21 protein-coding genes are annotated in these 22,314 nt (G+C 73.4%); 11 read left to right on the forward strand and 10 right to left on the reverse strand.

Annotated features, from left to right (window positions below):
- Positions 1-3: 3 nt before the first annotated feature.
- Positions 4-549: a hypothetical protein gene (locus tag ACFPIH_RS33880; protein WP_381166927.1), complete on the reverse strand. Its 546-nt coding sequence runs from the start codon at positions 547-549 to the stop codon at positions 4-6.
- Positions 550-623: 74 nt separating this feature from the next.
- Positions 624-1,412, reverse strand: a complete 789-nt coding sequence (locus ACFPIH_RS33885) for a glutamate racemase (RefSeq protein ID WP_381166929.1) — start codon at positions 1,410-1,412, stop codon at positions 624-626.
- Between the two features lie 57 nt (positions 1,413-1,469).
- On the opposite strand from ACFPIH_RS33885, the gene ACFPIH_RS33890 reads away from it, so the two are divergent.
- Positions 1,470-2,645: a glycosyltransferase gene (locus ACFPIH_RS33890; RefSeq protein ID WP_381166931.1), complete on the forward strand. Its 1,176-nt coding sequence runs from the start codon at positions 1,470-1,472 to the stop codon at positions 2,643-2,645.
- Position 2,646: 1 nt separating this feature from the next.
- Here ACFPIH_RS33890 and ACFPIH_RS33895 read toward each other — a convergent pair whose 3' ends face one another.
- Complete coding sequence (locus ACFPIH_RS33895) at positions 2,647-3,942, reverse strand: TerD family protein (protein ID WP_381167522.1); 1,296 nt, start codon at positions 3,940-3,942, stop codon at positions 2,647-2,649.
- A gap of 261 nt (positions 3,943-4,203) precedes the next feature.
- On the opposite strand from ACFPIH_RS33895, the gene ACFPIH_RS33900 reads away from it, so the two are divergent.
- The 3 genes from ACFPIH_RS33900 (at position 4,204) to ACFPIH_RS33910 (ending at position 8,059) form a co-directional block, all read left to right on the forward strand.
- Positions 4,204-4,629, forward strand: coding sequence for a DUF6643 family protein (locus ACFPIH_RS33900; protein WP_381166933.1), 426 nt, complete (start codon positions 4,204-4,206; stop codon positions 4,627-4,629).
- Between the two features lie 272 nt (positions 4,630-4,901).
- Positions 4,902-5,507, forward strand: a complete 606-nt coding sequence (locus ACFPIH_RS33905) for an Rv1733c family protein (RefSeq protein ID WP_381166935.1) — start codon at positions 4,902-4,904, stop codon at positions 5,505-5,507.
- Between the two features lie 107 nt (positions 5,508-5,614).
- Complete coding sequence (locus tag ACFPIH_RS33910; RefSeq protein ID WP_381166937.1) at positions 5,615-8,059, forward strand: right-handed parallel beta-helix repeat-containing protein; 2,445 nt, start codon at positions 5,615-5,617, stop codon at positions 8,057-8,059.
- 7 nt (positions 8,060-8,066) lie between these two features.
- Here ACFPIH_RS33910 and ACFPIH_RS33915 read toward each other — a convergent pair whose 3' ends face one another.
- Positions 8,067-10,373: a hypothetical protein gene (locus ACFPIH_RS33915; RefSeq protein ID WP_381166939.1), complete on the reverse strand. Its 2,307-nt coding sequence runs from the start codon at positions 10,371-10,373 to the stop codon at positions 8,067-8,069.
- 258 nt (positions 10,374-10,631) lie between these two features.
- Between ACFPIH_RS33915 and ACFPIH_RS33920 the strand changes: the two genes are divergently transcribed.
- Together ACFPIH_RS33920 and ACFPIH_RS33925 are read left to right on the forward strand one after the other, a co-directional pair.
- Positions 10,632-11,468 carry a DeoR/GlpR family DNA-binding transcription regulator gene (locus tag ACFPIH_RS33920; protein ID WP_381166941.1) on the forward strand — a complete coding sequence of 279 codons (837 nt, stop codon included), beginning with the start codon at positions 10,632-10,634 and terminating at the stop codon, positions 11,466-11,468.
- 56 nt (positions 11,469-11,524) lie between these two features.
- Positions 11,525-12,001 (forward strand): SRPBCC family protein, encoded by a 477-nt coding sequence (locus tag ACFPIH_RS33925; protein ID WP_381166943.1) that lies wholly within the window; start codon positions 11,525-11,527, stop codon positions 11,999-12,001.
- A 2-nt stretch (positions 12,002-12,003) separates the two neighbouring features.
- Here the strand turns inward: ACFPIH_RS33925 and cds1 are convergent, their stop codons facing one another.
- The gene (gene cds1, locus ACFPIH_RS33930; protein ID WP_381166945.1) at positions 12,004-13,128 is read right to left on the reverse strand and encodes an L-cysteine desulfhydrase Cds1; all 1,125 of its coding nucleotides are present in this window, start codon (positions 13,126-13,128) and stop codon (positions 12,004-12,006) included.
- 338 nt (positions 13,129-13,466) lie between these two features.
- On the opposite strand from cds1, the gene ACFPIH_RS33935 reads away from it, so the two are divergent.
- Entirely contained in the window at positions 13,467-13,790 is a 324-nt protein-coding gene (locus tag ACFPIH_RS33935; protein ID WP_381166947.1) for a hypothetical protein, read from the forward strand.
- A gap of 281 nt (positions 13,791-14,071) precedes the next feature.
- On the forward strand, positions 14,072-14,602 hold the full coding sequence (locus ACFPIH_RS33940) for an ATP-binding protein (protein WP_381166949.1): 531 nt from the start codon (positions 14,072-14,074) through the stop codon (positions 14,600-14,602).
- 30 nt (positions 14,603-14,632) lie between these two features.
- Here the strand turns inward: ACFPIH_RS33940 and ACFPIH_RS33945 are convergent, their stop codons facing one another.
- The 3 genes from ACFPIH_RS33945 to ACFPIH_RS33955 are packed head-to-tail and all read right to left on the reverse strand — an operon-like array spanning position 14,633 to position 18,227.
- On the reverse strand, positions 14,633-17,194 hold the full coding sequence (locus ACFPIH_RS33945) for an ABC transporter permease (protein WP_381166951.1): 2,562 nt from the start codon (positions 17,192-17,194) through the stop codon (positions 14,633-14,635).
- Positions 17,191-17,940 carry an ABC transporter ATP-binding protein gene (locus tag ACFPIH_RS33950; protein ID WP_381166953.1) on the reverse strand — a complete coding sequence of 250 codons (750 nt, stop codon included), beginning with the start codon at positions 17,938-17,940 and terminating at the stop codon, positions 17,191-17,193. The genes ACFPIH_RS33945 and ACFPIH_RS33950 overlap by 4 nt, the downstream gene beginning before the upstream one ends.
- Positions 17,940-18,227 carry an SHOCT domain-containing protein gene (locus ACFPIH_RS33955; protein WP_381167524.1) on the reverse strand — a complete coding sequence of 96 codons (288 nt, stop codon included), beginning with the start codon at positions 18,225-18,227 and terminating at the stop codon, positions 17,940-17,942. Before ACFPIH_RS33955 ends, ACFPIH_RS33950 begins: the two co-directional genes overlap by 1 nt.
- 177 nt (positions 18,228-18,404) lie before the next feature.
- On the opposite strand from ACFPIH_RS33955, the gene ACFPIH_RS33960 reads away from it, so the two are divergent.
- From ACFPIH_RS33960 to ACFPIH_RS33970, 3 genes are read left to right on the forward strand one after another with little or no spacing between them, the layout of a single operon-like run.
- Complete coding sequence (locus ACFPIH_RS33960) at positions 18,405-18,977, forward strand: TetR/AcrR family transcriptional regulator (protein WP_381166955.1); 573 nt, start codon at positions 18,405-18,407, stop codon at positions 18,975-18,977.
- 8 nt (positions 18,978-18,985) lie between these two features.
- A complete protein-coding gene (locus ACFPIH_RS33965; RefSeq protein WP_381166957.1) occupies positions 18,986-19,570 on the forward strand; it encodes a DUF4865 family protein in 585 nt (194 codons plus the stop codon).
- Complete coding sequence (locus tag ACFPIH_RS33970; RefSeq protein WP_381166959.1) at positions 19,567-20,142, forward strand: phosphotriesterase family protein; 576 nt, start codon at positions 19,567-19,569, stop codon at positions 20,140-20,142. The genes ACFPIH_RS33965 and ACFPIH_RS33970 overlap by 4 nt, the downstream gene beginning before the upstream one ends.
- A gap of 9 nt (positions 20,143-20,151) precedes the next feature.
- Here the strand turns inward: ACFPIH_RS33970 and ACFPIH_RS33975 are convergent, their stop codons facing one another.
- Both ACFPIH_RS33975 and ACFPIH_RS33980 read right to left on the reverse strand, forming a co-directional pair.
- Positions 20,152-21,039 (reverse strand): NAD(P)-dependent oxidoreductase, encoded by an 888-nt coding sequence (locus ACFPIH_RS33975; protein WP_381166961.1) that lies wholly within the window; start codon positions 21,037-21,039, stop codon positions 20,152-20,154.
- A gap of 9 nt (positions 21,040-21,048) precedes the next feature.
- Positions 21,049-22,299, reverse strand: a complete 1,251-nt coding sequence (locus ACFPIH_RS33980) for an ROK family protein (protein WP_381166963.1) — start codon at positions 22,297-22,299, stop codon at positions 21,049-21,051.
- Between the last annotated feature and the right edge of the window lie 15 nt (positions 22,300-22,314).

The following is a 22,314-nucleotide window of genomic DNA, read 5'->3' on the forward strand; positions in this document are numbered from 1 at the left end:
GGCTCAGTGCGCCGCGCCCGGTGTCCCCGTCCGCAGCCGTGCCTTGATGGCGCGTACGGCGCTCTCCGCGTCGTCCACGGTGATCGTGAACGTATGGCCGTCCCACAGGCGCAGTACGACACCCTCACCACGGCGTACGACGACGGCGGTGCCCTTCTCGGGGCGCCAGCGGTAGCCCCAGCCGCCCCAGTGGCGCGGGGTGACATGGGGTTCGAACTCGGCGCCCGCGACATGGGACAGCGGGATCCGGCGGCGCGGTACGCCGATGTGGCCGCAGCGCACCTCGAGCGACTCCTTGTCGAGTCTCAGGTCGACGTGGACGAAGGCGAGCGTGCCGAAGAGGACCAGGAGTCCGGCGGCGATACAGCCCACCACGGACATGACAAGGGGAACGCTGCCGGAGGTCCAGGCCGAGTCGACGGCGAGCTCGATGCCGAGTGCCATACAGGCCGCGCCGACCAGCGCGAGCAGCCACTGGAACCGGTTCGTGGCACGGCCGGTCCAGACATCGGGGTGCGGGGTTTCCCCGCCGTGGGGGTGGTCCCTCATGGAAATGAGATTACTCAGGTTTCGCTGCGCGGGTAGGGCGTTGCGCAGGGTGACTGGGCCGAGCGGGGGTCCCGTCAGGTGGCGGGGCTGCCGGCTGTCTGGAGGAGGCGGCCCTCCGGGTAGGCGAGCGCGGGCAGCGGCAGGGCGCCCTCGCGCCCGCTGAGCAGGACGGTCACGCTGCCGAGGGCGGTGGCTTCGGGTGCGGGCCGCGCTCCGATGCGGCGCAGGGCCTGCGCCGCCACGGCGTCGGCCGAGCCGTACAGGACGAGGGGCGGCCGGCCGGGGTGCTGGAGGGCGGCGCGGATGCGGTCCTCGACGAGTTCGTAATGGGTGCAGCCCAGGACGACGGTCGTTACGTTCTCGGGTGTCAGCGCGGCTGCCGCGGTGACGGCGGCGTCGATCGCCGTCTCGTCCGCGTGCTCGACGGCCTCGGCCAGGCCCCAGCAGGGGACCTCGGTGACCGTGACGCCGTCGGCGAAGTCCTCGATGAGGCCGCGCTGGTAGGGGCTGCCGGTGGTGGCGGGCGTGGCCCAGATGGCGACGGGTCCGCCGCCGGACGCGGCCGGTTTGATCGCCGGGACGGTGCCGACCACCGGGATGCCCGGTTCGAGGCGGGCGCGCAGGGTGTGCAGGGCGTGCACGGTCGCGGTGTTGCAGCCGATGATGAGGGCGTCGGGCCGGCGCGCCGCCGCGGCCTCGGCGACGGCCACGGCGCGCCCGGTGAGGTCCTCGGGGGTGCGTGGACCCCAGGGCATGCCGTCGGGGTCGAGGGAGAGCACGAGATCGGCGTCGGGCCGCAGGCGCCGTACCGCGGCAGTGGCCGCCAGCAGCCCGATTCCGGAGTCCATGAGCGCGATCTTCACCCGGCCACCATAGACGATGTGCCTTTCGCTCCCGGCCGGGTGGGGCAGACTGCGCGGGTGAGCGCCATCGTGTGGATCGCCGCCGTCTCGCTGGCCGCCTGGCTGTGGCTGCTGCTCTGTCAGGGCTTCTTCTGGCGTACGGACGTGAGGCTCCCGCCCCGTACGGAGCCGGCCGAGTGGCCGTCGGTCTGTGTGGTCGTCCCCGCGCGGGACGAGGCGGCGGTGCTGCCGTCGAGCCTGCCGTCGCTCCTCGCCCAGGACTACCCGGGGCGGGCGGAGGTCTTCCTTGTCGACGACGGCAGTTCGGACGGCACCGGAGAGCTGGCGCGCGAACTCGCCCTGCGGCACGGCGGGCTGCCGCTGACCGTGGACGCACCGGGCGAACCGGCCGCCGGCTGGACCGGGAAGCTGTGGGCGGTGCGCCACGGCATCACACTGGCACGCGCGCGTGAGCCGGAGTTCCTGCTGCTCACGGACGCCGACATCGCGCACGCGCCCGACAGTCTGCGGGAGCTGGTGGCGGCGGCGCGCACCGGGGGCTTCGACATGGTCTCCCAGATGGCGCGGCTGCGTGTGGAGAGCCTCTGGGAGCGGCTGGTCGTGCCGGCCTTCGTCTACTTCTTCGCGCAGCTGTATCCGTTCCGCAGGATCGGGCGGCCCGGCGCGAGGACGACGGCGGCGGCGGGCGGCTGTGTCCTGCTGCGCACCGAGACGGCGGTACGGGCCCGGATCCCGGACGCCGTCCGGCACGCCGTCATCGACGACGTGGCGCTCGCGCGGGCCGTGCGGGGGGCGGGCGGGCACATCTGGCTGGGGCTCGCGGAGCGGGTGGACAGCGTCCGTCCCTATCCCGGGCTGCACGACCTGTGGCGGATGGTCTCGCGCAGCGCCTACGCGCAGCTGCGGCACAACCCGCTGCTGCTCGCCGGTACGGTGCTCGGTCTGGCGCTGGTGTATCTGGTGCCGCCGCTCGCCCTGTTCGTGGGGCTCACCGCGGGCGGTACGGCGACGGCGGTGCTCGGCGGGCTGGCGTGGCTGGTGATGACGGGGACGTACGTCCCGATGCTGCGCTACTACGGTCAGCCGCTGTGGCTCGCTCCCCTGCTGCCGTTCACCGCGTTCCTGTATCTGCTGATGACGGTGGACTCCGCGGTGCAGCACTACCGGGGCCGGGGTGCGGCCTGGAAGGGCCGCACCTATGCGCGTCCGGACGCCCTCACCGACGAGGGCTGAGCTATTTGCGGCCCGGTGTCCAGTTCATGCCCCAGCCGTAGGCGCGGTCGACGGTCCGCTGCGGGCTGACCCCGCGGTCCGGGACCAGATAGCGGGCCTCGCGCTGCACGATGAGGTCACCGCCGGTGTGGGTGATGAGCGCGAGGACGCACACGGTCGAGGGGACCGTGCACTCGTCCAGGGAGAAGTCGATCGGGGCGCCGTACTGCGGATGCAGGGTGACCGTGGCGTGCAGGTCGGCGAAGGAGCGGGCGCCTTCGTACACGGTCACGAAGACGACGATGCGCCGGAAGTCGTTCCTGTGGTCGAGGTTGATGGTCAGGTTCTCGCCACTGGACACCGCCCCGGTGCGGTCGTCGCCGTCGAGGTGGATGTACGGGGGTTGGTGCAGGGAGCCGAAGGCGTTGCCGAGTGCCTGGACCACGCCCTTGCGGCCGTCGGCGAGTTCGAACAGGGCGCACAGGTCGAGGTCGAGGTCGTTGTGCAGGGCGACCGCGCGGCCACGCTTGCCGCCCCACCCCGAGAACTGCTTGCGCACCTCCCAGTTGAGGTTCACGCGCATGGTGCCCGAGGTGCCGCCCTGTTTGGCGAGCGACACCGAGGGGGCGGCCTTGGTGAGCGTCACCTTGCTCAGCCGGACCGGGGCGGCGGGCGGAGCCTGCGGTGGAGGCGGGGTGGGCGGCACCGGCGGGGGCACGGTCACCGGCAGGGCGGGCATGGTCGGCGGGGGCGGCGGAGCCTGCGTGGCGGGCGGGGGCGTCGGCGGTGCCGTGTGCTGCGGTTCGTCCACGGTGATCCCGAAGTCCGTGGCGAGCCCTTCGAGGCCGCTGCCGTACCCCTGGCCGACGGCGCGGAACTTCCAGGCGCCCTGGCGGCGGTAGAACTCCCCCAGCACGAAGGCCGTCTCGACCGTGGCGCCCGTGCTGTCGAAGCGGGCGACCGAGCCGCCCCCGGCCGCGTCCCGCACCTCGATGTAGAGGTCGGTGACCTGGGCGAAGGTGCCGCCGTCTGCGGAGGCGGCCAGGACGACGGTCTCGATGGCGGGCTCCACGCGCGCGAGGTCGACGAGAAGGGTGTCGGTGACCCGGCCGCCGTCCTGCCGCTTGCCCTCGTGCCGGACCGCGCCGGAGGAGTGCGCGGGCTGGTTGTAGAAGACGAAGTCGGCGTCGGAACGGACCTTGCCGCCCACGAGCAGCAGCGCCGAGGCGTCCGCGTCGGGCGCCCCCGGTCCCGACCGCCAGCCCAGCTCGACCCGCAGTGCCGTCGTGGGCACCGGGGTGTTGGATCCCTTCGGCATCGACATGTCCGCCCCCTCTGGTGATGTCTACCCGGCCAACCTGTTCCGGGGAACAGCGACGGCTTGGGAAAAGCACAGAAACACCGCCGTCCAACCCCCGGTAACCAGCGCGGAACTCGCTCTTTACACGATGAGAACGAGGCTCGCCGCCCTATTTTCCCAAGTTCGCTCGCATTGGGGGTCCAAGGCCACCCCCGACACGGAAAACAACCCTCTTATCGGTCTCCCCAACCAGCACATCGTGGGCTTAACTTAGGTGGTATGACCTCCCCCCGCTCCACCTATGGCGGTTACTACTCCGCCTTCCCGGACACACCGATCTACGACGCGCTCGTGGCCGAGCGGGGGACCCCGCAGATCGCCCCGATCCGAGTCCCCGCGGCGTACGACACGCCGGGCGGCAACCTGCCCGCGCTGCCGTCCTCGCTGCCCGCCCTTCCGGCGGGTCCGTCCCAGCCGATGTACGGCTACCCACAGGCGCAGCAGCCTTCGCCGCTCCAGCAGGCCCCCGCGGCGTACATCCCGCCGCAGGGGGGCGCGCCACGCGGCTACCCGGGGGCGCAGATGCCGCAGCAGCCGCGCCCGGCGGCGCCCGTGGGTTACGAGGCGATGCGTCCTGCGGCGCCGCGCCCCGCCGCGCCCCAGTACCAGGACCCGTACAACAGCCAGCAGTACCGCGGCTACTGAGCCGACCCGGGGTTGTCGGGGCCGGCCACAGACCAGGACCGAGCGCCGAACGACATCGGGGGGAAGGTCGTCACGCGACACCATCAACACGCCTCGCACAGGCCGCCGCCGGGCTCACGCCCGGCGGCGGCCTGTTTCTTTCCGCCCGGTTCCGACCGTGACCCGGGCAACACTCTCCGCGGGAACCTCCGGCGCCCACCGGATCGTTGGGCTGGGATGAGAAGTTCGTGAGAGGTCCCGGCCGCGGGTGAGCGGGAAGGGGGTGCGGGACGGTGCGAGCGATCGGCGGAATCTGGCGCTGGCGGCACAATCCACTGCGCCGTACGACGGATCTGGTCGAGGCGTGGGTCGCGCTGGCGGCGCTGCTGCTGGTCCTTCTCGTCGCGCCGGTCGTGGGTTCGCTGGTCGGCGCCCTCGCGCAGGGCGCCCTGCAGGAGTCGGTCCGCGAGCAGCGGCAGTCCCGCCACGTGGTCGTGGCCACCGTCGCGCGGAAGGCCGACGGTTCGGCGCTGGAGGTGGACCCGGAGGCCGTCACGGGCCGTGAGCCGCGCAGCCGGGTGGTCGCCGACTGGACCGCCCCGGACGGCACCGCGCAGCACGGCACGGTCCTCTCGAGCGTGCGGACCCCGCACCGCGGCGACCACTTCGAGATATGGACGGACGCCCACGGCCGCCTGGTGGCCCGCCCGCTGGACTCCGCCACGGCGACGACGCACGCCGTGCTGGCCGGGTTCGGCGCGGCCCTGCTCACGGCGGGCACGGTCGAGGGCGGGCGGCGGCTGGTCGTCTGGCGCATGGTCCGCCGCCGGTACGCCCGTTGGGACCAGGCATGGGACCGGGCGGGCCCGGACTGGGGCCGCACCGGCACCGGCAGCTGACGGCCTTACGTCTCTGGTCAACCCACCGCCTTCGCGCGCGCTACGGTGGTGCGGCCGAACCATTCGGCATCGACCCGCGTACGACGAGGTGGGGGCACGGCAACGCCATGGCACAGGGCACGGTCCAGGTGACGCACACCGGCACATCGAGGTGGCGGCGCCGCACAGGTGAGTACGCATCGCTCGCCGCCGCCCTGGAGGCCGCGGCCGAGGGCGACGTCCTCACCGTCGCTCCGGGCACCTACCGGGAGAACCTCGTGGTGCAGCGGGCGGTGACGCTGCGCGGTCCCGAGGGTTCCCCCGGGTCCGTGCGGATCGCGCCCGTGGACGGGGTGCCGCTGACGGTGCGTGCCTCGGCGGTCGTGCAGGACCTGCACGTGGAGGGCCAGGACGCGGCGGCGCCCGCGGTGCTGGTCGAGGAGGGCACGCCGGAGCTGCTGGACCTGCGGATCGTCACCCGGTCCGCCGCCGGTATCGAGGTGCGCGGCGGCGCCCGTCCCACGGTCCGGAGATGCTCGGTCGACAACCCCGCGGGCATCGGGATCGCGGTGGTCGACGGGGGCGGCGGGGTCTTCGAGGAGTGCGAGGTCGTCGCGGCCGGGCAGGCGGGCGTCGCGGTGCGCGGGGGCGCGCACCCCCGGCTCGAGCGCTGCCGGGTGCACCATGCATCCGGTACGGGTCTGAGCGCGACCGGTGAGAACTCCTCGCTGGAAGCGGTGGGTTGCGAGATCTACGAGGTGCGCGGCAGCGGGGTGCAGATCACCGCACGGGCCACCGCCCATCTCACCGACTGCGATGTGCACCGCACCAGCGCCGACGGCGTCACGCTCGACACGGACGCGGTGCTCACGCTGGCCGACTGCCGGATCCACGACATCCCGGAGAACGCAGTCGACCTGCGGTCCCGCTCGGTCCTGACGCTGACCCGCACGACCGTGCGTCAGTTCGGGCGCAACGGGCTGTCGGTGTGGGACCCGGGCACGCGCGTGGACGCCAACCAGTGCGAGATCTTCGACAGCACCGGCGACTACCCGGCCGTCTGGGTCAGCGACGGCGCCACCGCCGTCCTCGACTCCTGCCGGGTGCACGACGTGCCGGACGCGCTGTTCGTCCTCGACCGGGGCTCGCGCGCGGACGTCGTCGACAGCGATCTGTCCCAGGTGCGCAACACGGCGGTGTCGGTGAGCGACGGGGCGACGGCCCAGCTCGACGACTGCCGGATCCGGGACGCGGCGACCGGCGCCTGGTTCCGCGACCACGGCAGCGGCGGCACCCTCAACAACTGCACGGTGGACGGCACCCAGACCGGTGTGATCGTCACCAAGGGTGCCGACCCGACGGTCGAGCGCTGCACGGTCGACTCCCCCGCCGAGGCCGGCTTCTATGTGTCGGCCGGGGGCCGCGGCAGCTTCCTCAACTGCCGGGTGACGGGCAGCGGCGGCTACGGCTTCCACGTCATAGACGGCAGCCGTACGACGCTGCGCAAGTGCCGTACGGAGCGCTGCGCGCGCGGGGGTTACGAGTTCGCGGACGCCGGGGCGGACGCGACGCCCGGTTCGGGGCCCGTGGTCGAGGACTGCACGAGCGACGAGAGCGCGAGCGTACGGACGCCGGCGACGGTGGAGACGGTCGTACAGACGGCCGACCGGTCGTCCGGTGTCCTCGGGACGGTCCCCGAGCAGCGCGCGACCTCGCCGGAGCCGCAGCCGGCCGCGGCCGGCGACGAGCCGGGTCTCTCGGTGCGGACGTCGAAGGACGTGCTCGGCGAACTCGACGCGCTGGTGGGCCTGGACAGCGTCAAGCGCGAGGTGCGGGCGCTGACCGACATGATCGAGGTCGGGCGGCGCCGGCAACAGGCGGGCCTGAAGGCGGCCTCGGTCAAACGGCATCTGGTCTTCACCGGCTCCCCCGGCACCGGCAAGACGACGGTCGCGCGTCTCTACGGCGAGATCCTGCGCGCGCTCGACGTGCTGGAGAAGGGCCATCTCGTCGAGGTGTCCCGGGTCGACCTGGTCGGCGAGCACATCGGCTCCACCGCGATCCGCACCCAGGAGGCCTTCCAACGGGCCCACGGCGGGGTGCTGTTCATCGACGAGGCGTACGCGCTGTCGCCGGAGGACGCGGGCCGGGACTTCGGCAAGGAGGCCATCGACACGCTCGTGAAGCTGATGGAGGACCAGCGGGACTCCGTGGTCGTGATCGTCGCGGGGTACACGGCGGAGATGGAGCGCTTCCTGAGCGTCAACCCCGGTGTGGCGTCCCGTTTCTCACGGACCATCACCTTCGGCGACTACGGCCCCGAGGAGCTGCTGCGGATCGTGGAGCAGCAGGCCGAGGAGCACGAGTACCGGCTGGCGCCGGGTGCCACCGAGGCCCTGGTGAAGTACTTCACGGAGATCCCCAAGGGCGCCGCCTTCGGCAACGGACGCACGGCACGCCAGACGTTCGAGGCGATGGTGGAACGCCACGCGAGCCGCGTCGCGCAGGTACGGGAGCCCAGCAAGGACGACCTGACCCTCCTGTACGCGGAGGACCTGCCCGAGCTGCCCTAGTGGGCCCTCAGGGCTCCGCGAGGGCGCGCGGTTCCGGGACCTCCGGTCGTTGGAGTCTCGCGAGCAGCCGTTCCCGTTCCTGGGCGAACGCCGGGTCCGCCTGGTAGTCGGAGTGGCCCAGGACGGGGCCGGGCAGCGGATGTTCCTCCGTGCGGCCGTAGGCCAGGGGGTCCGCCAGGGGCTCGCGGTCCACTTCGTGCAGGCGGACGGGGCCGCCGATGGGGTCGGTGAGCCGGTAGAGGTTGCGCCAGCAGTCGATGTCCTCGTGCAGGGCGACGAGCGCGGACGGGCCGAAGTGGGCCGGGAACCAGCGGCCGTAGAGGCGCTCGATCGGGGAACCGTAGGTGAGCAGGGCGACGCGTCCGCGGTCGGCGGGGCTCAGCTGCCAGGCCGCGGCCGCCGCCAGGACGCTGCCCTGCGAGTGGCCCGAGATGACCAGGCGTCCGCCGGTGGCCCGGGTCCAGGTGGCCATCCGCCAGGTCAGGTCGGGCACCGCGCGCTCGGCGTAGCAGGGCGGCGCGAAGGGGTGGGCGGCGCGCGGCCAGAAGGTGCCGACGTCCCACAGGATGCCGATGGTGCGCCGCGCGGAGGGGTCCTTGTAGGCGCGGCGGCCCCAGGTGACGAGCAGTATGAAGCCGAGTCCGATCAGCCAGGAGCCGAGGGCCTGCGCGGTCTGGGCGGCGCCGTGCACGAAGGTCGGGGCCTCCTGCGCGGCCCGCACCGGGGTCTTCGTGGTGCCGAAGGCGCCGACGAGGGCGCCTGCGCCGAGGAGCAGGGTGCTGGTGGCGGTGACGGCGACGAGGAGCGGGGCGCGGTCGGTCAGCGTGGCCATTGCGCGGGTGCGGGCGATACGGCCGGTGCGGGCCGGGTCGCCGGGATGGACGTCGTAGTCCCGGGCCACCGCGGCGCGCTCGACCCGGGTGAGCAGCAGGGCCCGCCGCCCGAGCAGCCCGCACATGACCAGCAGGACGCCGAGCACCACGGGGATCACTGACGCCTGCCAGGTCAGCAGCACCGGCGGACCGTCGAGGAAGGTCCCGGTCCCGTCGAGCCAGTCCGACACCCGCTGTGCCACCCCGCCGGACATCACCCCGCCGAGCGCACAGGCCAGCATCACGACGGCGGGCCCGCCGAGCCCCCGCAGCGCGGCCCGCCCGTCCTCGGCCCCTCGGTGCAGTACCCGCGCCACCACCGCCACGGCGATCACCAGGACGCCCTGGGCGAGCGCGAGGGTGCCGAAGGTCGCGTCGCCCGGGAGGCGGCCGGAGGAGTGCCAGCCGGGGCGGGACCAGCCGGCGTACAGCAGGGTGAGGACGAGGAGGACCAGGGCGGCCAGGGGGAGGCGGTGGACGAGGTGGGCGTCGAGGCGGCGGTCCAGGCGGCGCTCGCTGCGTCCGCGCCGGCACACCACCCAGACCACGGCGAGGGCGCCGCCTGCCAGGGATGCCTCCAGCAGCCGGCCGAGGGCCTCTAGGAGAGCCGGGCCGCCCGGGCGGCGGTCCTCGCGCGCCGCCGCCGTACCGACCGCCGCGGCCACCGTCAGCAGGCCCGCCGCGGTGTGCGCGGCGCGCAGGCGGGCGACCAGGCGGCGGCCGTACCAGAAGCCGGGGCGGCTGAGCGCGGTGTGGCCGGGGCCTTCCTCGGGCTCGGGGGTCCGGTCGAGGGGTTCCTGGGACTCGTAGGCGCGCCAGGTGCGGTGGGAGAGGTACCAGAGGAGGCCGGTCAGGGCGGTCGGCACCAGGGCGGCGAGGGCGAGGCGGCGGCCCGGCGGGCTCCACCAGCCGTCGGCGGAGGCGTCCGGGGAGAGGAAGGCCAGCCAGGAGTGGCGGTCGGAGCAGGCGCGGGTGCCCGCGCACTGCCAGGCGGTGAGGTCGAGGGCGACCTCGCAGGCAGCGGCGACCAGCAGCACCGTGAGGCTGAGACCGGCCAGGCGGACGAGCAGGCCGTAGAGGCGGACCGCGCGGGTGCCCTCGCGGGCCGCCGGGCGCATCCAGTGGGCGAGGTTCACGACCATGAACGGCAGCAGTAACAGCCACAGGGCGCGGGTGCCGTTTCCGGAGGTGAGATTGCACCAGACGTACGCCTCCGGGACCGGTCGGCCGTCGTGGCCGCCGGACGCCGCGTCCGCCGTGGCGTCGTCGGCGCGCCGGAACACGGCCGCCGTGTCGTCGCCGGTGATCCGCACCGTGCGCGGATCGTTCAGCATCTTCTCGGGCGTGGCCCCGCCCACGCCGTGAACCAGGAGCTCCAGGGCCGCTCTGCCCGCAGAGGAACGTTCCACTGTCCGCACTTCCCCGTGACACGCCGTCGACATGTGTCCGTGCGGCGACAGGATCTCCGTTCCGGCGCCCTGATACACCTCCGGTCACGGAATCTCCCCGATCCGTGACCCGTCCGTGGCAGCCGTGGAGATCACGGCGCCCTGGTGGCATGCACGCGTCGGGGCGGTGGCCCGCCCGGCACCCGCTCGTGCGAGGATGGGACGCCCACGCGCGGTGACCACGGTGAAAAATCCTCGTCACAGCAGGTGGGCGGGGATGTCGGACGGTTTGAGGAAAGGACCGGAGCGTACGTGAGCGAGAATCAGAACCTCCTCGCGGAGCAGCGCCGCGCCCTGATCCTGGACGAGGTACGGCGCCGGGGCGGCGTCCGCGTCAACGAGCTGACGCGCAAGCTCGGTGTGTCGGACATGACGGTCCGCCGCGACCTCGACGCGCTGGCCCGGCAGGGCGTCCTGGAGAAGGTCCACGGCGGTGCCGTACCGGTCGTGGAGGCGAGCACGCACGAGCCGGGCTTCGAGGCGAAGTCGGGCCTGGAGCTCACCGCCAAGGAGGACATCGCGCGGGCCGCCGCGGAGCTGGTCGCGCCGGGCAGTGCGATCGCACTGTCGGGCGGTACGACGACGTACGCGCTGGCGCACCGGCTGGTGGACGTGGCGGACCTGACCGTGGTGACGAACTCGGTGCGGGTGGCCGATGTCTTCCATGTCGCGCAGCGCACCTCGGGTCCGCGCCAGGGCGCGGCGACGGTGGTGCTGACCGGAGGGGTGCGCACCCCGTCCGACTCGCTGGTGGGGCCGGTCGCGGACCAGGCGATCAAGGCGCTCCACTTCGATCTGCTGTTCCTCGGCGTGCACGGGATATCCGCGGAGGCGGGTCTGTCGACGCCGAATCTGGCGGAGGCCGAGACCAACCGCCGCCTTGTGCAGTCGGCGCGCCGGGTCGTGGTGGTCGCCGACCACACCAAATGGGGTGTGGTGGGCCTGAGTTCGTTCGCCGAGCTGGAGGAGGTGGACACGCTGGTGACCGACTCCGGGCTGCCGGACGACGCTCGCGCGGAGATCTCGGAACAGCTGCGGCAGCTGGTGGTGGCCGGCGAGTCCGAGTCCGTTGCGGGGGAAGACTTCTGACGGGTCGCCAGCTAGGGTGACGCACCCGTTTTCCTCGTCCCGAGGAGGTTGCGCGCATGGCTCGCCGACTGCGTCCCGAAGGGCTCGACTTCGTCGGAACCGCTCCCGTACGGCTGGTGTTCGCCCGTGAGGTCTCCGCCTCCCCGGAGCGGGTCTTCCGGGCGCTCGCACAGGACGTGCCCGGGTGGGCCGAGTGGTTCCCCGCGGTGTCCTCCGCCCGGCCGCTGGACGGCGGAACGGCACGGGACATACGGCTGCGGGGCGGTACGCGCTTCCGTGAGACGGTGCTCGCGGCCGAGGAGTCCGAGGTGTACGCCTATCGCGTGGATGTCACCAACGCGCCGGCCGTCCGGGCCCTGGTCGAGGAGTGGCGGCTCGCGCCGGTGGGCACGGGGACGCGGGTGCAGTGGACGTTCGCGGCGGACGGACCGGCCGTGTTCCGGGCCGGTCTGCGGCTGGCCGGGCCCGGCCTGGGGCGCTCCTTCCGGGGCGCGGTGACGGCCCTGGAGCGCCGGCTCACCGCGCCGTCGTAGCGCTACTCCGGCCACACGCCGGTCGCCAGCAAGGACTCGATCTCGGCGGTGTACGGGGCGATGTCCAGGCCCTGCTCGGCGAGCCAGCCGTCGGAGTAGTACTTGTCGAGGTAGCGGTCGCCCGGGTCGCAGAGCAGGGTGACCACGCTGCCCCGCCGTCCGGTGGCGACCATCTCGGCGACGATCTTGAGGGCGCTCCACAGTCCGGTGCCCGTCGAGCCTCCCGCCTTGCGGCCGATGGCCCGCTCCAGCGCCCGTACGGCGGCCACGGCGGCGGCGTCCGGGACCTTCATCATGCGGTCGACGGCGCCCGGTACGAAGCTGGGCTCCATGCGGGGCCGGCCGATGCCCTCGATGCGCGAGCCGCAGTCGCAGGTGACATCCGGGTCGCCGGTGGTCCAGCCCTCGAAGAAACAGGAGTTCTCGGGGTCGGCGACACAGATGCGGGTGTCGCGCTGGGTGTAGTGGACGTAGCGGGCGAGGGTCGCGGAGGTGCCGCCGGTACCGGCCGTGGCGACGATCCAGGCGGGTTCCGGGAACCGCTCCGACTCCAGCTGGCGGAAGATGGATTCGGCGATGTTGTTGTTGCCGCGCCAGTCCGTCGCCCGTTCGGCGTAGGTGAACTGGTCCATGTAGTGGCCGCCGGTGTCCCGCGCGAGGCGGGCGGACTCCTCGTACATCGTGCGCGAGTCGTCGACGAAGTGGCACTGTCCGCCGTGGAACTCGATGAGGCGGATCTTCTCGGGGCTCGTGGTGCGCGGCATGACGGCGACGAAGGGCACCCCGATCAGCTTGGCGAAGTACGCCTCGGAGACGGCGGTGGAGCCGCTGGACGCCTCGATCACCGGGCGGCCCGGCCGGATCCAGCCGTTGCAGAGGCCGTAGAGGAAGAGCGAGCGGGCGAGGCGGTGCTTGAGGCTGCCGGTGGGGTGGGTGGACTCGTCCTTGAGGTAGAGGTCGATGCCCCAGGTGTCCGGGAGCGGGAAGCGCAGCAGGTGGGTGTCGGCCGAGCGGTTGGCGTCGGCCTGGACTCTGCGGACGGCCTCTTTCAGCCAGTCGCGGTAGGCGGTGTCGCTGCGGTCGACGTCGAGGGTGGTGCCGGTCCTGGTCGGCTGGGGGGTGGTCACGGCGGGGCTCCTTCGCACTTCGCGCAAACGGCGTGTCGCGCGGTCGACACACCGATCATAGGCACCTTCCGTATCGCTTCTCACCTGCATAAACACGCCTTTGGGGGCCTCAAAGGCGGCCCTGGGGGGCGGGTGCGGGCGGCGGGGGGCGCATTCGCGCGAATGCTTCCCGAGCCCCGGGTCGGCGTGCCATCTGCACTGGTGCTCGACGCCGGGCGCGGGCAGACTGCACCGCGCGGTCCCGGAGGGGGCGCACACTGGAGCACGGACAGTGAACGCGAGTTCGATCAGCTTCGATCGGCTTTCGATCAGTGATGACCGCAAGGGGGCGGGGAGCCATGGCGGAGCCGGAGTTCACGGCGAACGGCGTGCGCATCGGCAAGCGGCTGCGGTCGCTCACCCGGGCCGGACAGGTCCGGATCAGCGGCGGCAGGCTGGAGTTGCTCACCAGCTACGGCAGCGAGATCGACAGCGCGCCGGTGCAGGCGGTCAGGGCCTCCCGGCCCTGGTTCGCCCCGGAGGACCGGGCGCTGGCGGACCTCAACGGCAACCGGTATCTGCTGAAGCTCGGCGAGCACGACCCGGCTCCGGGCGAGCCGGGGCCACCGGCGGCCCGCCGGTTCATCGAGGCGGTGCGCAAGGCGGCGGGCCGGGGCCGCTGAGCCGCCGGACGGTACGGCGGTCGGCCGGCGGTCCATGAGGCACCGCACGGCACGCGGCCGGCGAGTCGTCGTGCCCTGCAACACCGCACCGCCGGCGGAGAACCCCGCGAGTTGCGCAGCCGCACCCCCTGAGTCACTCTGTTCTCACGTCACTCTGGGTTTACCGGCGATAACGCTGCGAACCAGCCCGCCGGCCTTGGCAGGCGCCGCCTTGCGCAGCAGCTCTGCTCGATCGATCCGAACTCCGTGTTCTTCCGGACCTCAGTCGGGGAGTCGCAGCCGTGATCAGCAACCCAAACAGGCACTGCACGGTGGAGCTCCAAGCCCTGCCGTCGCGGATCGGCCAGGTCCGCAGAATCGTATCGGCGCAGTTGCGCTACTGGCATCTTGATCCGCTCATAGACCGGGCCGCGCTCGGTGTGACGGAGCTGTTGACCAACGTCCATCTGCATGCGCAGCCGGACAAGACATGCGTCGTGGAGCTGGAGCTGCTGCTCGACCGGCTCACGGTCTCCGTCCACGACCGCGATCCGCGGCTGCCCCAGGTGGAGAACGCCGGGGTGCTGGCCACCTGCGGGCGCGGGCTCGCGATGGTGGCCGCGGTGAGCGAGAGCTGGGGCGCCCGGCCGGACGGCGAGTCCGGCAAGGTCGTCTGGTTCACGCTGCCCGCGCCGGTCGCCGCGCCGGAGCTGGCCGCGCGTCCGCCGCGCCGTAGCCCCAAGGACCAGCTCGCGCCCCGGTTCGCCGAGGTGGTCTGCGTCGACACGGGCCGCCCCGCACACGCTCCCGCCCGGTCCGCCGTCGTCGGCTGACCGGGCGGTGACCTGCCCTCCAGGGGTACGTCACTCGGTCGCGATGGCCCGCAGGACGTCGAGGCGGGCGGCGCGCCGGGCCGGGCGCAGGCCCGCGAGGGCTCCGGCGGCGAGGCCCACCAGGGCCACCAATGCGAGTTGCGCGGGCGGCACCGCGAAGGCGAACGCGCTGTCGCTCGTCCCGTCGGAGGCGCGCACGAGCACCCAGCCGAGGAATGCGCCGAGGACCAGACCGCCCGCCGTACCGAACGCGGCGATCAGGACGGACTCCCAGCGGACCATGGCCCGCAACTGGGACCGGGTCTGGCCGACGGCCCGCAGCAGGCCGAGTTCGCGGGTGCGCTCGTGGATCGCCAGGGTCAGGGTGTTGGCGATGCCGAGCAGCGCGATGAGGACCGCGAGGGCGAGCAGGGCGTAGACGAGCGTCAGCATCATGTCGAGGCCGCCGGCCGAGGACCGCGCGTACTCGGCGCGGGTCTGCACCTCGGGGTTGCCGTAGCCGGCGGCGACCTTCTCTACGGCCGCCTTGCCGGTGTCCGTGCCCACGCCGTCCTTGAAGGAGACGGCGAGCAGGGTGTCGGAGTCCTGGGTGCGGTGCGGGGCCCAGGCCGCGCGGGTGATGACGTAGTCGCCGGCGAGTTCGGAGCGGTCGTAGACCGCGCGGACGGTGAAGGTCTCGGTCCGGCCGTCGGTGAAGGTGAGCCGGGCCGGGTCGCCGACGTGCAGGGCCTGCCGGTCCGCCTCCGTCTCGGTCAGCGCGAGGCCGCGGCTGCCGAGGGCGGCGAGCGAGCCGCGCACCTGGCCGAGGTCGAAGGTGCGGGCCAATGCCTTCGGGTCGGTGACGGTCAACGCCCGCCCCTTGCCGTCCACTTCGGCGACTCCGCGGCCGAGTCCGACGGCGGTGTCCACCTCGGGCAGGGCGGCGACGGCGGGCGCGAGCTTCGGGCTGAGTCCGCTGCCACCCGCGCCGAAGGAGGGGGTGCTGACGGCGACGTCGCCCGCGAAGGAGCGGGAGACGGTCTGGTCCATGGTGGCCTTGAGGGAGGCCCCGAACACGGTGAACAGGGACACCACGGCCACTCCGATCATCAGCGCGCTCGCGGTGGCCGCCGTCCGCCCGGGGCTGCGCAGGGCGTTGCGCCGGGCGAGGCCGCCGGTGACGCCCCGGAGCCGGTCGAGGGGACCGCCGAGGACGCGTACGGCGGTGCCGGCGGCGACCGGGCCGAGGACGACGAAGGCGGCCAGGGCGAGGACGGCGCCGAGGCCCGCGAGCCACCCGGACGGGGCGACCAGGACGCCGGTGAGAGTGACCGCGACGGCCAGGGCGGCCAGGCCCGTGCCGGTGACGGCGCGCGTCCGGGAGGCGCCGGAGGTGTCGACGGCGGTCTCGCGCAGCGCGGCCAGCGGGGCGGTACGTCCGGCGCGTACGGCGGGCAGCAGGGCGGAGCCCAGGCAGACCACGATGCCGACCGCGAGCGGCAGGACCAGTGACAGCACGCTGATCACCAAGTCGCCCTCGGGGAAGGGGAATCCGATGGCCGGGAACAGCGCCTGGAGTCCGGCGGCGATACCGATGCCGCCGGCGAGTCCGGCCGCCGAGGCGGTCAGCGCGACGGCGCTCGCCTCGACGAGGGCGGACGAGGTGACCTGACGGCGAGCGGCACCCAGGGCGCGCAACAGGGCGTTCTCGCGGGTGCGTTGGGCGACGACGATCGCGAAGGTGTTGTGGATGGAGAAGGTCGCGACGAGCAGGGCGACTCCGGAGAAGACCAGCAGGAACGTGGTGAAGATCGTCAGGAACTGACTGGCGATCATGTCGGTGTTCTCCTGCGCCGCCTTCTGGCCGGTGATGGCCTCAACGCCCTTGGGCAGCACGGGAGTCAGCCGGTCGACCAGCTCCGGCTGGCTCACGCCCGCGTCGGCTCGCACCACGATGCCCGACGCCTGTCCGGGCCGGGCGGTGAGGTACTTCTCGGCGTCGGCGCGGGTCATGCCGGTGTAGGTCACCTGCGCCATGCCGTCCTCGCCGCCGAAGGTCGCGAGGCCGACGATCGTCACGCGCACCGGGTCCGGCGTGCGCAGGACGGTGGTGTCGCCGATCTTCAGACCGCCCTTCTCGGCGGATCCGCGGTTGACGACGACCTCGCCGGAGCGTGCGGGGGCGCGGCCCTCGGCGAGCCGGTAGGGGTTGAGCTTCGGGTCGTCGATCCAGTTGCCGGCGAGGGTGGGCGGGCCCTGGCCGCCGATCGGTCTGCCGTTGCCGCCGACGAGTTGGCCCGCGCCCTGGATGTCGGGGGCGGCGGCAGCGACGCCGGGGACGGCCTCGACGGCGGTGACCAGGGAGGCGTCGACCGCCCTGCGCGTGCCCCGGCTCTCGCCGGGGGTGGTGATGGCGTCGGCGCCGCGTACGACGGCGTCCGTGCCGGCGGTCGCGCTGCCGAACATGGAGTCGAAGCTCGCGCGCAGTGTGTCGCCCATGACGAGCGTCCCGGCCAGGAAGGCCACGCCGAGGAAGACGGCGAGGAAGGTCCCGGCGAACCGCCGCTTGTGGGCGCGGAGGGAGGCGAGACTGAGCCGGAGGGAGGCGTTCATGACGGCACCTCGAAGGCTTTCAGGCGGTCCAGGACACGGTCGGCGGTCGGGGACTCCATCCGGTCGACGAGCCGTCCGTCGGCGAGGAAGACGACCTCGTCGGCGTGGGCGGCTGCCCCCGGGTCGTGGGTGACCATCACGACGGTGCGGCCGGTCTCGCGCACGGTATGGGCGAGCAGGCCCAGCACCTCTCCCCCGGAGCGGGAGTCGAGGTTGCCGGTCGGCTCGTCCGCGAACACGACGTCGGGGCGGCCGGCGAACGCCCGGGCCACGGCGACCCGCTGCTGCTGGCCGCCGGAGAGCTCCGAGGGCCGGTGGTGCAGCCGGTCGCGCAGGCCGACGACGTCCACCAGGGCGTCGATCCACTCCGGTTCGCCACGGCTGCCCGCCAGGTCCAGCGGCAGCCGGATGTTCTCCTCGACGGTCAGGGTGGGCACCAGGTTGAACGCCTGGAACACGAACCCGACCCGGTCGCGGCGCAGAAGGGTGAGGCGGCGGTCGTCGAGAGCTCCGAGTTCGGTGTCGCCGATGTGGGCGGTGCCCGAGGTGAGGGTGTCCAGGCCGGCCGCGCAGTGCATCAGGGTGGACTTGCCGGAGCCCGACGGGCCCATGATCGCGGTGAACCGTCCGGCCGGGAAGGCCACGGTCACCCTGTCCAGGGCGCGTACGGCGGTGTCGCCGACGCCGTACACCTTCACGGCGTCGACGACCCGGGCGGCCGTCCGGGTGGCGGTCGCGGTCGTCATCACGCACCGCCCTTCCGATCGAACCGGCCGAACTGCTCGTCCAGGACGGACAGCCGGCGCCAGTACTCGTCCTCGTCGATCTCGCCGGCGGCGAAGCGCCGGCCGAGGACGGCGAGCGGCGAGTCACCGGTGGGACGGTCGACGGGGTTCCAGGGGCCGCGACGGCCGCGCCACACGGTGCGGCGCAGGAGCGTGACGACGCCCACGGCCACGGCCGCCCAGATCAGCGGGAAGAACAGGATCCAGGGGCCGGGGCCGCCGCCGTCCCAGTTCGCCAGGGTGTTCATCTCGGTCATCTCCTCGGTGGGGTCTTCCTGTGTTGCCTCGAGACTCCCGCCGGGAGGGGGTCCGGGTCGTCGTACGGCCAGCGGCAGTGCGCGTACCTCCCGGGGAGTACGCGAGCGTCCCGGGGCTCCTTCCTGCGACCCTCGACTTCTGTAACTACTAGTATGTACAGTGGCGGCATGAGTACCTCGGACCGACTGATCGAATCCACCCGGGAGCTGCTCTGGGAGCGCGGTTACGTGGGCACCAGCCCCAAGGCGATCCTGGAGCGCGCGGGCGCCGGGCAGGGCAGCATGTACCACCACTTCAAGGGCAAGCCGGAGCTCGCCCTGGCCGCGATCCGGCGGACTGCCGAGGAGATGCGGGCCACCGCGGGCGCAGTGCTCGACGGGCCGGGCACTCCGTACGAGCGGATCCGGGCGTATCTCACGCGCGAGCGGGAGGTGCTGCGCGGCTGTCCGATCGGCCGGCTGACGATGGACCCCGAGGTGATCGCGAGCGACGAACTGCGCGAGCCCGTGGACGAGACGATCGACTGGATCCGCGAGCGGCTCGCCCACCTGGTCGAAGAGGGCCAGGAACAGGGGCAGTTCGCGCCAGGGCTGGACGGCGAGGAGATCGCCGCCACCGTCGTCGCGACCGTCCAGGGCGGCTATGTCCTCGCCCGTGCCTCCGGCTCCCCGGCCGCGTTCGACGCGGGAGTGCGCGGACTGCTCGCGCTCCTGTCCCCGCAGTCCTGCTCCCAGTCCTAGGAGGCCCGATGCACGCGATGCAGTACGAACTCACCCTGCCCGCCGACTACGACACGGCCGTCGTCCGCGCGCGCGTGGCCCGCGTCGGACACCTCCTCGACGACTGGCAGGGCCTCGGCCTCAAGGCGTACTTGCTGCGCGAGCGCGGGACACACGGCTCGCCGGTCACCCAGTACGCGCCGTTCTACCTCTGGGACACCGTGGAGGGCATGAACGCCTTCCTCTGGGGCGGCGCCTTCCAGGGGCTGACCGACGACTTCGGCCGCCCGGTGGTCCGGCAGTGGACCGGCCTCGCGTACGAGGAGGGAGTCGCCGCCGGTTCGCCCGCGCGGTGGGCCCTACGGCTGCGGCGGCCGGTGCCGGAGGGAGGGGTGCTCGGCGACGCCGCGCGGGAGGCGGTGGAGGAGGCCGGGCGGCTGGCACGGGAGGACGGCGCGGTGCTCGCGGCGGCGGCCGTGGACACGAGCCGCTGGGAGACCGTGCACTTCTCGCTGTGGGACCACGACACGCCGAAGTCCGACGGGGAGTTGTTCCAGGTGCTGCACCTGTCGGCGCCCGGTCGGCCGGCGCTGCCCGGGGGCCGCCGGTGGTGACCGCCGTACGGACGGTCCTCGGGGACCTGCCGCCCGAGCGTCTCGGGGTGTGCGACGCACACGACCATCTGTTCCTCTCCAGCCCCCGGCTGGCCGGCCAGGAACTGCGCGCCCCGCACGCGGCACGGGCCGAGCTGGCGGCGTTCCGGGCGCTGGGCGGGGGTTCCGTCGCGCAGTGGACGCCGTACGGTCTGGGGCGGCGGGCCGCCGATCTGCCCCGGCTGTCCCGGGAGTCCGGAGTCCAGGTCGTCGCCGCGACGGGGCTGCACCAGGACGCGCAACTGGGCAGCGGCGCGCTCGACGTGCTGGACCTGCTCTGCGGGGAGTTGGAGGTGCCGCCGCACCGGGTGATCCTCGGCCATCTCAATCGCTCACCGGACGGCTCGATGCACCGTCAGGCGGCCCGGTCCGTCAACGGCGGCCCTGGGATGCCGTATCTGCTGCGCCGGCTCCGCCCCCGGCTGGAACTCGCGGTGGGAGAGGAGCTGGTGACCCGGATCCTGACGGAGAACCCCGGCCGGGCCTTCGGCGCCGACTGGAAAAGGACGGGGAAGTCACGTGAAGTGACATGAAGTGACGTGCTACGGCTGCTTGTCGAAGCTGGCGAAGTAGGCGGCGGCCATGTCCTCGTCGGCGTGTCCCAGTGCCGCCGCGCGTTCCAGGCGCTCCGCGCTCGCGGCGGCCACGTCGAGCCGTACGCCGTTGCTGCGTCCCGCCTCGACGATCAGCCGGGCGTCCTTCGCCGCCGTCGTGACCGCGAACTGGGCCGGGGAGAGCCGGCCTTCGAGGATCATGCCCGCCTTCGCCCTCAGGTAGCCCATGTCCAGGGGGCCGTCGGCGATCAGGCCGAAGAACGTCTCGGGTTCGACGTCCAGCGCCTGTGCGAGGGCGACCACCTCGCCGGTCGCCGCGGTGGCCGCGAGGACCCAGCTGTTGGCCACCAGCTTCAGCCGGGTCGCCCTGCCCGCGCCGCCGTCCTCGCCGGTCCACACGGTGCGCGCGCCGACGGCGCCGAAGACTGGCGCCACCACGTGCCGGTGGTCGGCGGGGCCGGCCGCGAGGACCGTCAACCGGCCGGTCTCGGCGGGCTGCCGGGTCCCCAGCACCGGCGCGTCGAAGAACACCAGTCCGTGCTCGTCGGCGAACGCCGCGAGGTCTCCGATCGCCTCGATCCCGGCGGTCGTCGACTGCACCCAGACGGTGCCCCGGCGCAGCGCGGGAGCGGCCTCGCGCATGACGTCCAGCACGGCCGGGCCGTCGTACAGCATGGTCAGTACGACGTCGGCGCCCTCGACCGCCTCGGCGGGAGTGCCGGTGACGGTGATGCCGTCCGCGGCCAGCGGCTCGGCCTTGGCGCGGCTGCGGTTCCAGGCGCGGACGGCGAGCCCCCCGGCTCGGGCGAGGTTACGGGCCATGCCGGCGCCCATGATGCCGGTGCCCAGGACGCTTACGGTGAGCTTGTCGGTCATGGCATCAACCTACGCTCGCACCGCGCTCAGCGCCGACAGCGGATCGTCCAGCACCGGCTGCCAGGCCAGTTCCGCCGCGCCGACCAGGCTGTTGTGGTCGAGGGAGCAGGCGAGGATAGGGACGCCGCCGCTGCGGCCCCAGAGGCTGCGGTCGGCGACGACCGCGCGCAGCCGGTCGGGGTCGGCGTCGAGGAGCGTGCGGTGCAGGCCGCCGAGGATGATGCGGTCGGGGTTGAGGATGTTCACCAGACCGGCCAGGCCCAGGCCGAGACGGTCGACGAGGGTCTCGGCGGCCGTGCGGACGACGGGGTCGCCGTACTCCTCGCGGATCAGTTCGTTGGCCTGCTGGAGCAGGGAGCCCTCGGGGCCGGGTTCGCGGCCGGCGGTGCTGAGAAGGGCGAGCGGGTCGGCCTCGACGTCCAGGCAGCCGCGGCTGCCGCAGTGGCAGGGGCGGCCCTCGGGGTTGACGGTGAGGTGGCCGACCTCGAGGGCGAGGCCCGAACTGCCGGTGTGCAGACGGCCGTCGAGGACGAGCGCGCCGCCGACGCCCCGGTGCCCGGTGGCCACGCACAGCAGGTCGCGGGCGCCGCGCCCGGCGCCGTGCCGGTGTTCGGCGAGGGCGGCGAGGTTGACGTCGTTGCCCGCGAAGGCGGGGCCGGTGATCCCGGCGGCGCGGACCTGCTCGGCGAAGATCTCCCGGACCGGCGCCCCGGCCGGCCAGGCCAAGTGGAGCGGGTTGAGGGCCAGGCCCTCGGGTTCGGCGACGGCGGACGGTACGGCGAGTCCGGCGCCCACGCAGCGGCGGCCGGTCTCGCGGAGCAGGTCGGCTCCCGCGTCCACGGCCGCGCCGAGCACCTTGGCGGGGTCGGCGTCGACGGCCTCGCAGCTGGGCGTGGTGGCGACGATCCGCCCGCCGAGGCCGACGAGCGCGGCCCGGAAGCCGTCGGCGTGGACCTGGGCGGCCAACGCGACCGGCCCCTCCTCGGCGACGTCCAGCCGGTGCGAGGGCCGGCCCTGTGAACCTGCGGCGGCGCCGGGACGGGCGTCGACCCTGATCAGACCGAGCGCCTCCAGCTCGGCGGCGACCGCGCCGGCCGTCGCACGGGTCACGCCGAGTTCGGCGGTGAGCACCGCGCGGGTGGGCGCCCGCCCGGTGTGCACGAGCTCCAACGCGGGCCCGAGCGCACCTCGCCCCCGGTCCAGCCGCGCTCTCGAGGTGGTCCCTTCCCCCGCCGGCCGGGGGTCCGCCTTCCCGCTCATGGAGGTGAGTCTCCC

This window comes from Streptomyces vulcanius (assembly GCF_042653945.1).
GTDB classification, from domain to species: Bacteria; Actinomycetota; Actinomycetes; order Streptomycetales; family Streptomycetaceae; genus Streptomyces; species Streptomyces mangrovi.

Coding starts and splice junctions, on each gene's coding strand:
- ACFPIH_RS33880 (WP_381166927.1), bottom strand. CDS start 549: ATGAGGGACCACCCCCACGGCGGGGAAACCCCGCACCCCGATGTCTGG.
- ACFPIH_RS33895 (WP_381167522.1), bottom strand. CDS start 3,942: ATGCCGAAGGGATCCAACACCCCGGTGCCCACGACGGCACTGCGGGTC.
- ACFPIH_RS33900 (WP_381166933.1), top strand. CDS start 4,204: ATGACCTCCCCCCGCTCCACCTATGGCGGTTACTACTCCGCCTTCCCG.
- ACFPIH_RS33910 (WP_381166937.1), top strand. CDS start 5,615: ATGGCACAGGGCACGGTCCAGGTGACGCACACCGGCACATCGAGGTGG.
- ACFPIH_RS33915 (WP_381166939.1), bottom strand. CDS start 10,373: ATGTCGACGGCGTGTCACGGGGAAGTGCGGACAGTGGAACGTTCCTCT.
- ACFPIH_RS33925 (WP_381166943.1), top strand. CDS start 11,525: ATGGCTCGCCGACTGCGTCCCGAAGGGCTCGACTTCGTCGGAACCGCT.
- ACFPIH_RS33935 (WP_381166947.1), top strand. CDS start 13,467: ATGGCGGAGCCGGAGTTCACGGCGAACGGCGTGCGCATCGGCAAGCGG.
- ACFPIH_RS33945 (WP_381166951.1), bottom strand. CDS start 17,194: ATGAACGCCTCCCTCCGGCTCAGTCTCGCCTCCCTCCGCGCCCACAAG.
- ACFPIH_RS33950 (WP_381166953.1), bottom strand. CDS start 17,940: ATGACGACCGCGACCGCCACCCGGACGGCCGCCCGGGTCGTCGACGCC.
- ACFPIH_RS33955 (WP_381167524.1), bottom strand. CDS start 18,227: ATGAACACCCTGGCGAACTGGGACGGCGGCGGCCCCGGCCCCTGGATC.
- ACFPIH_RS33960 (WP_381166955.1), top strand. CDS start 18,405: ATGAGTACCTCGGACCGACTGATCGAATCCACCCGGGAGCTGCTCTGG.
- ACFPIH_RS33965 (WP_381166957.1), top strand. CDS start 18,986: ATGCACGCGATGCAGTACGAACTCACCCTGCCCGCCGACTACGACACG.
- ACFPIH_RS33975 (WP_381166961.1), bottom strand. CDS start 21,039: ATGACCGACAAGCTCACCGTAAGCGTCCTGGGCACCGGCATCATGGGC.
- ACFPIH_RS33980 (WP_381166963.1), bottom strand. CDS start 22,299: ATGAGCGGGAAGGCGGACCCCCGGCCGGCGGGGGAAGGGACCACCTCG.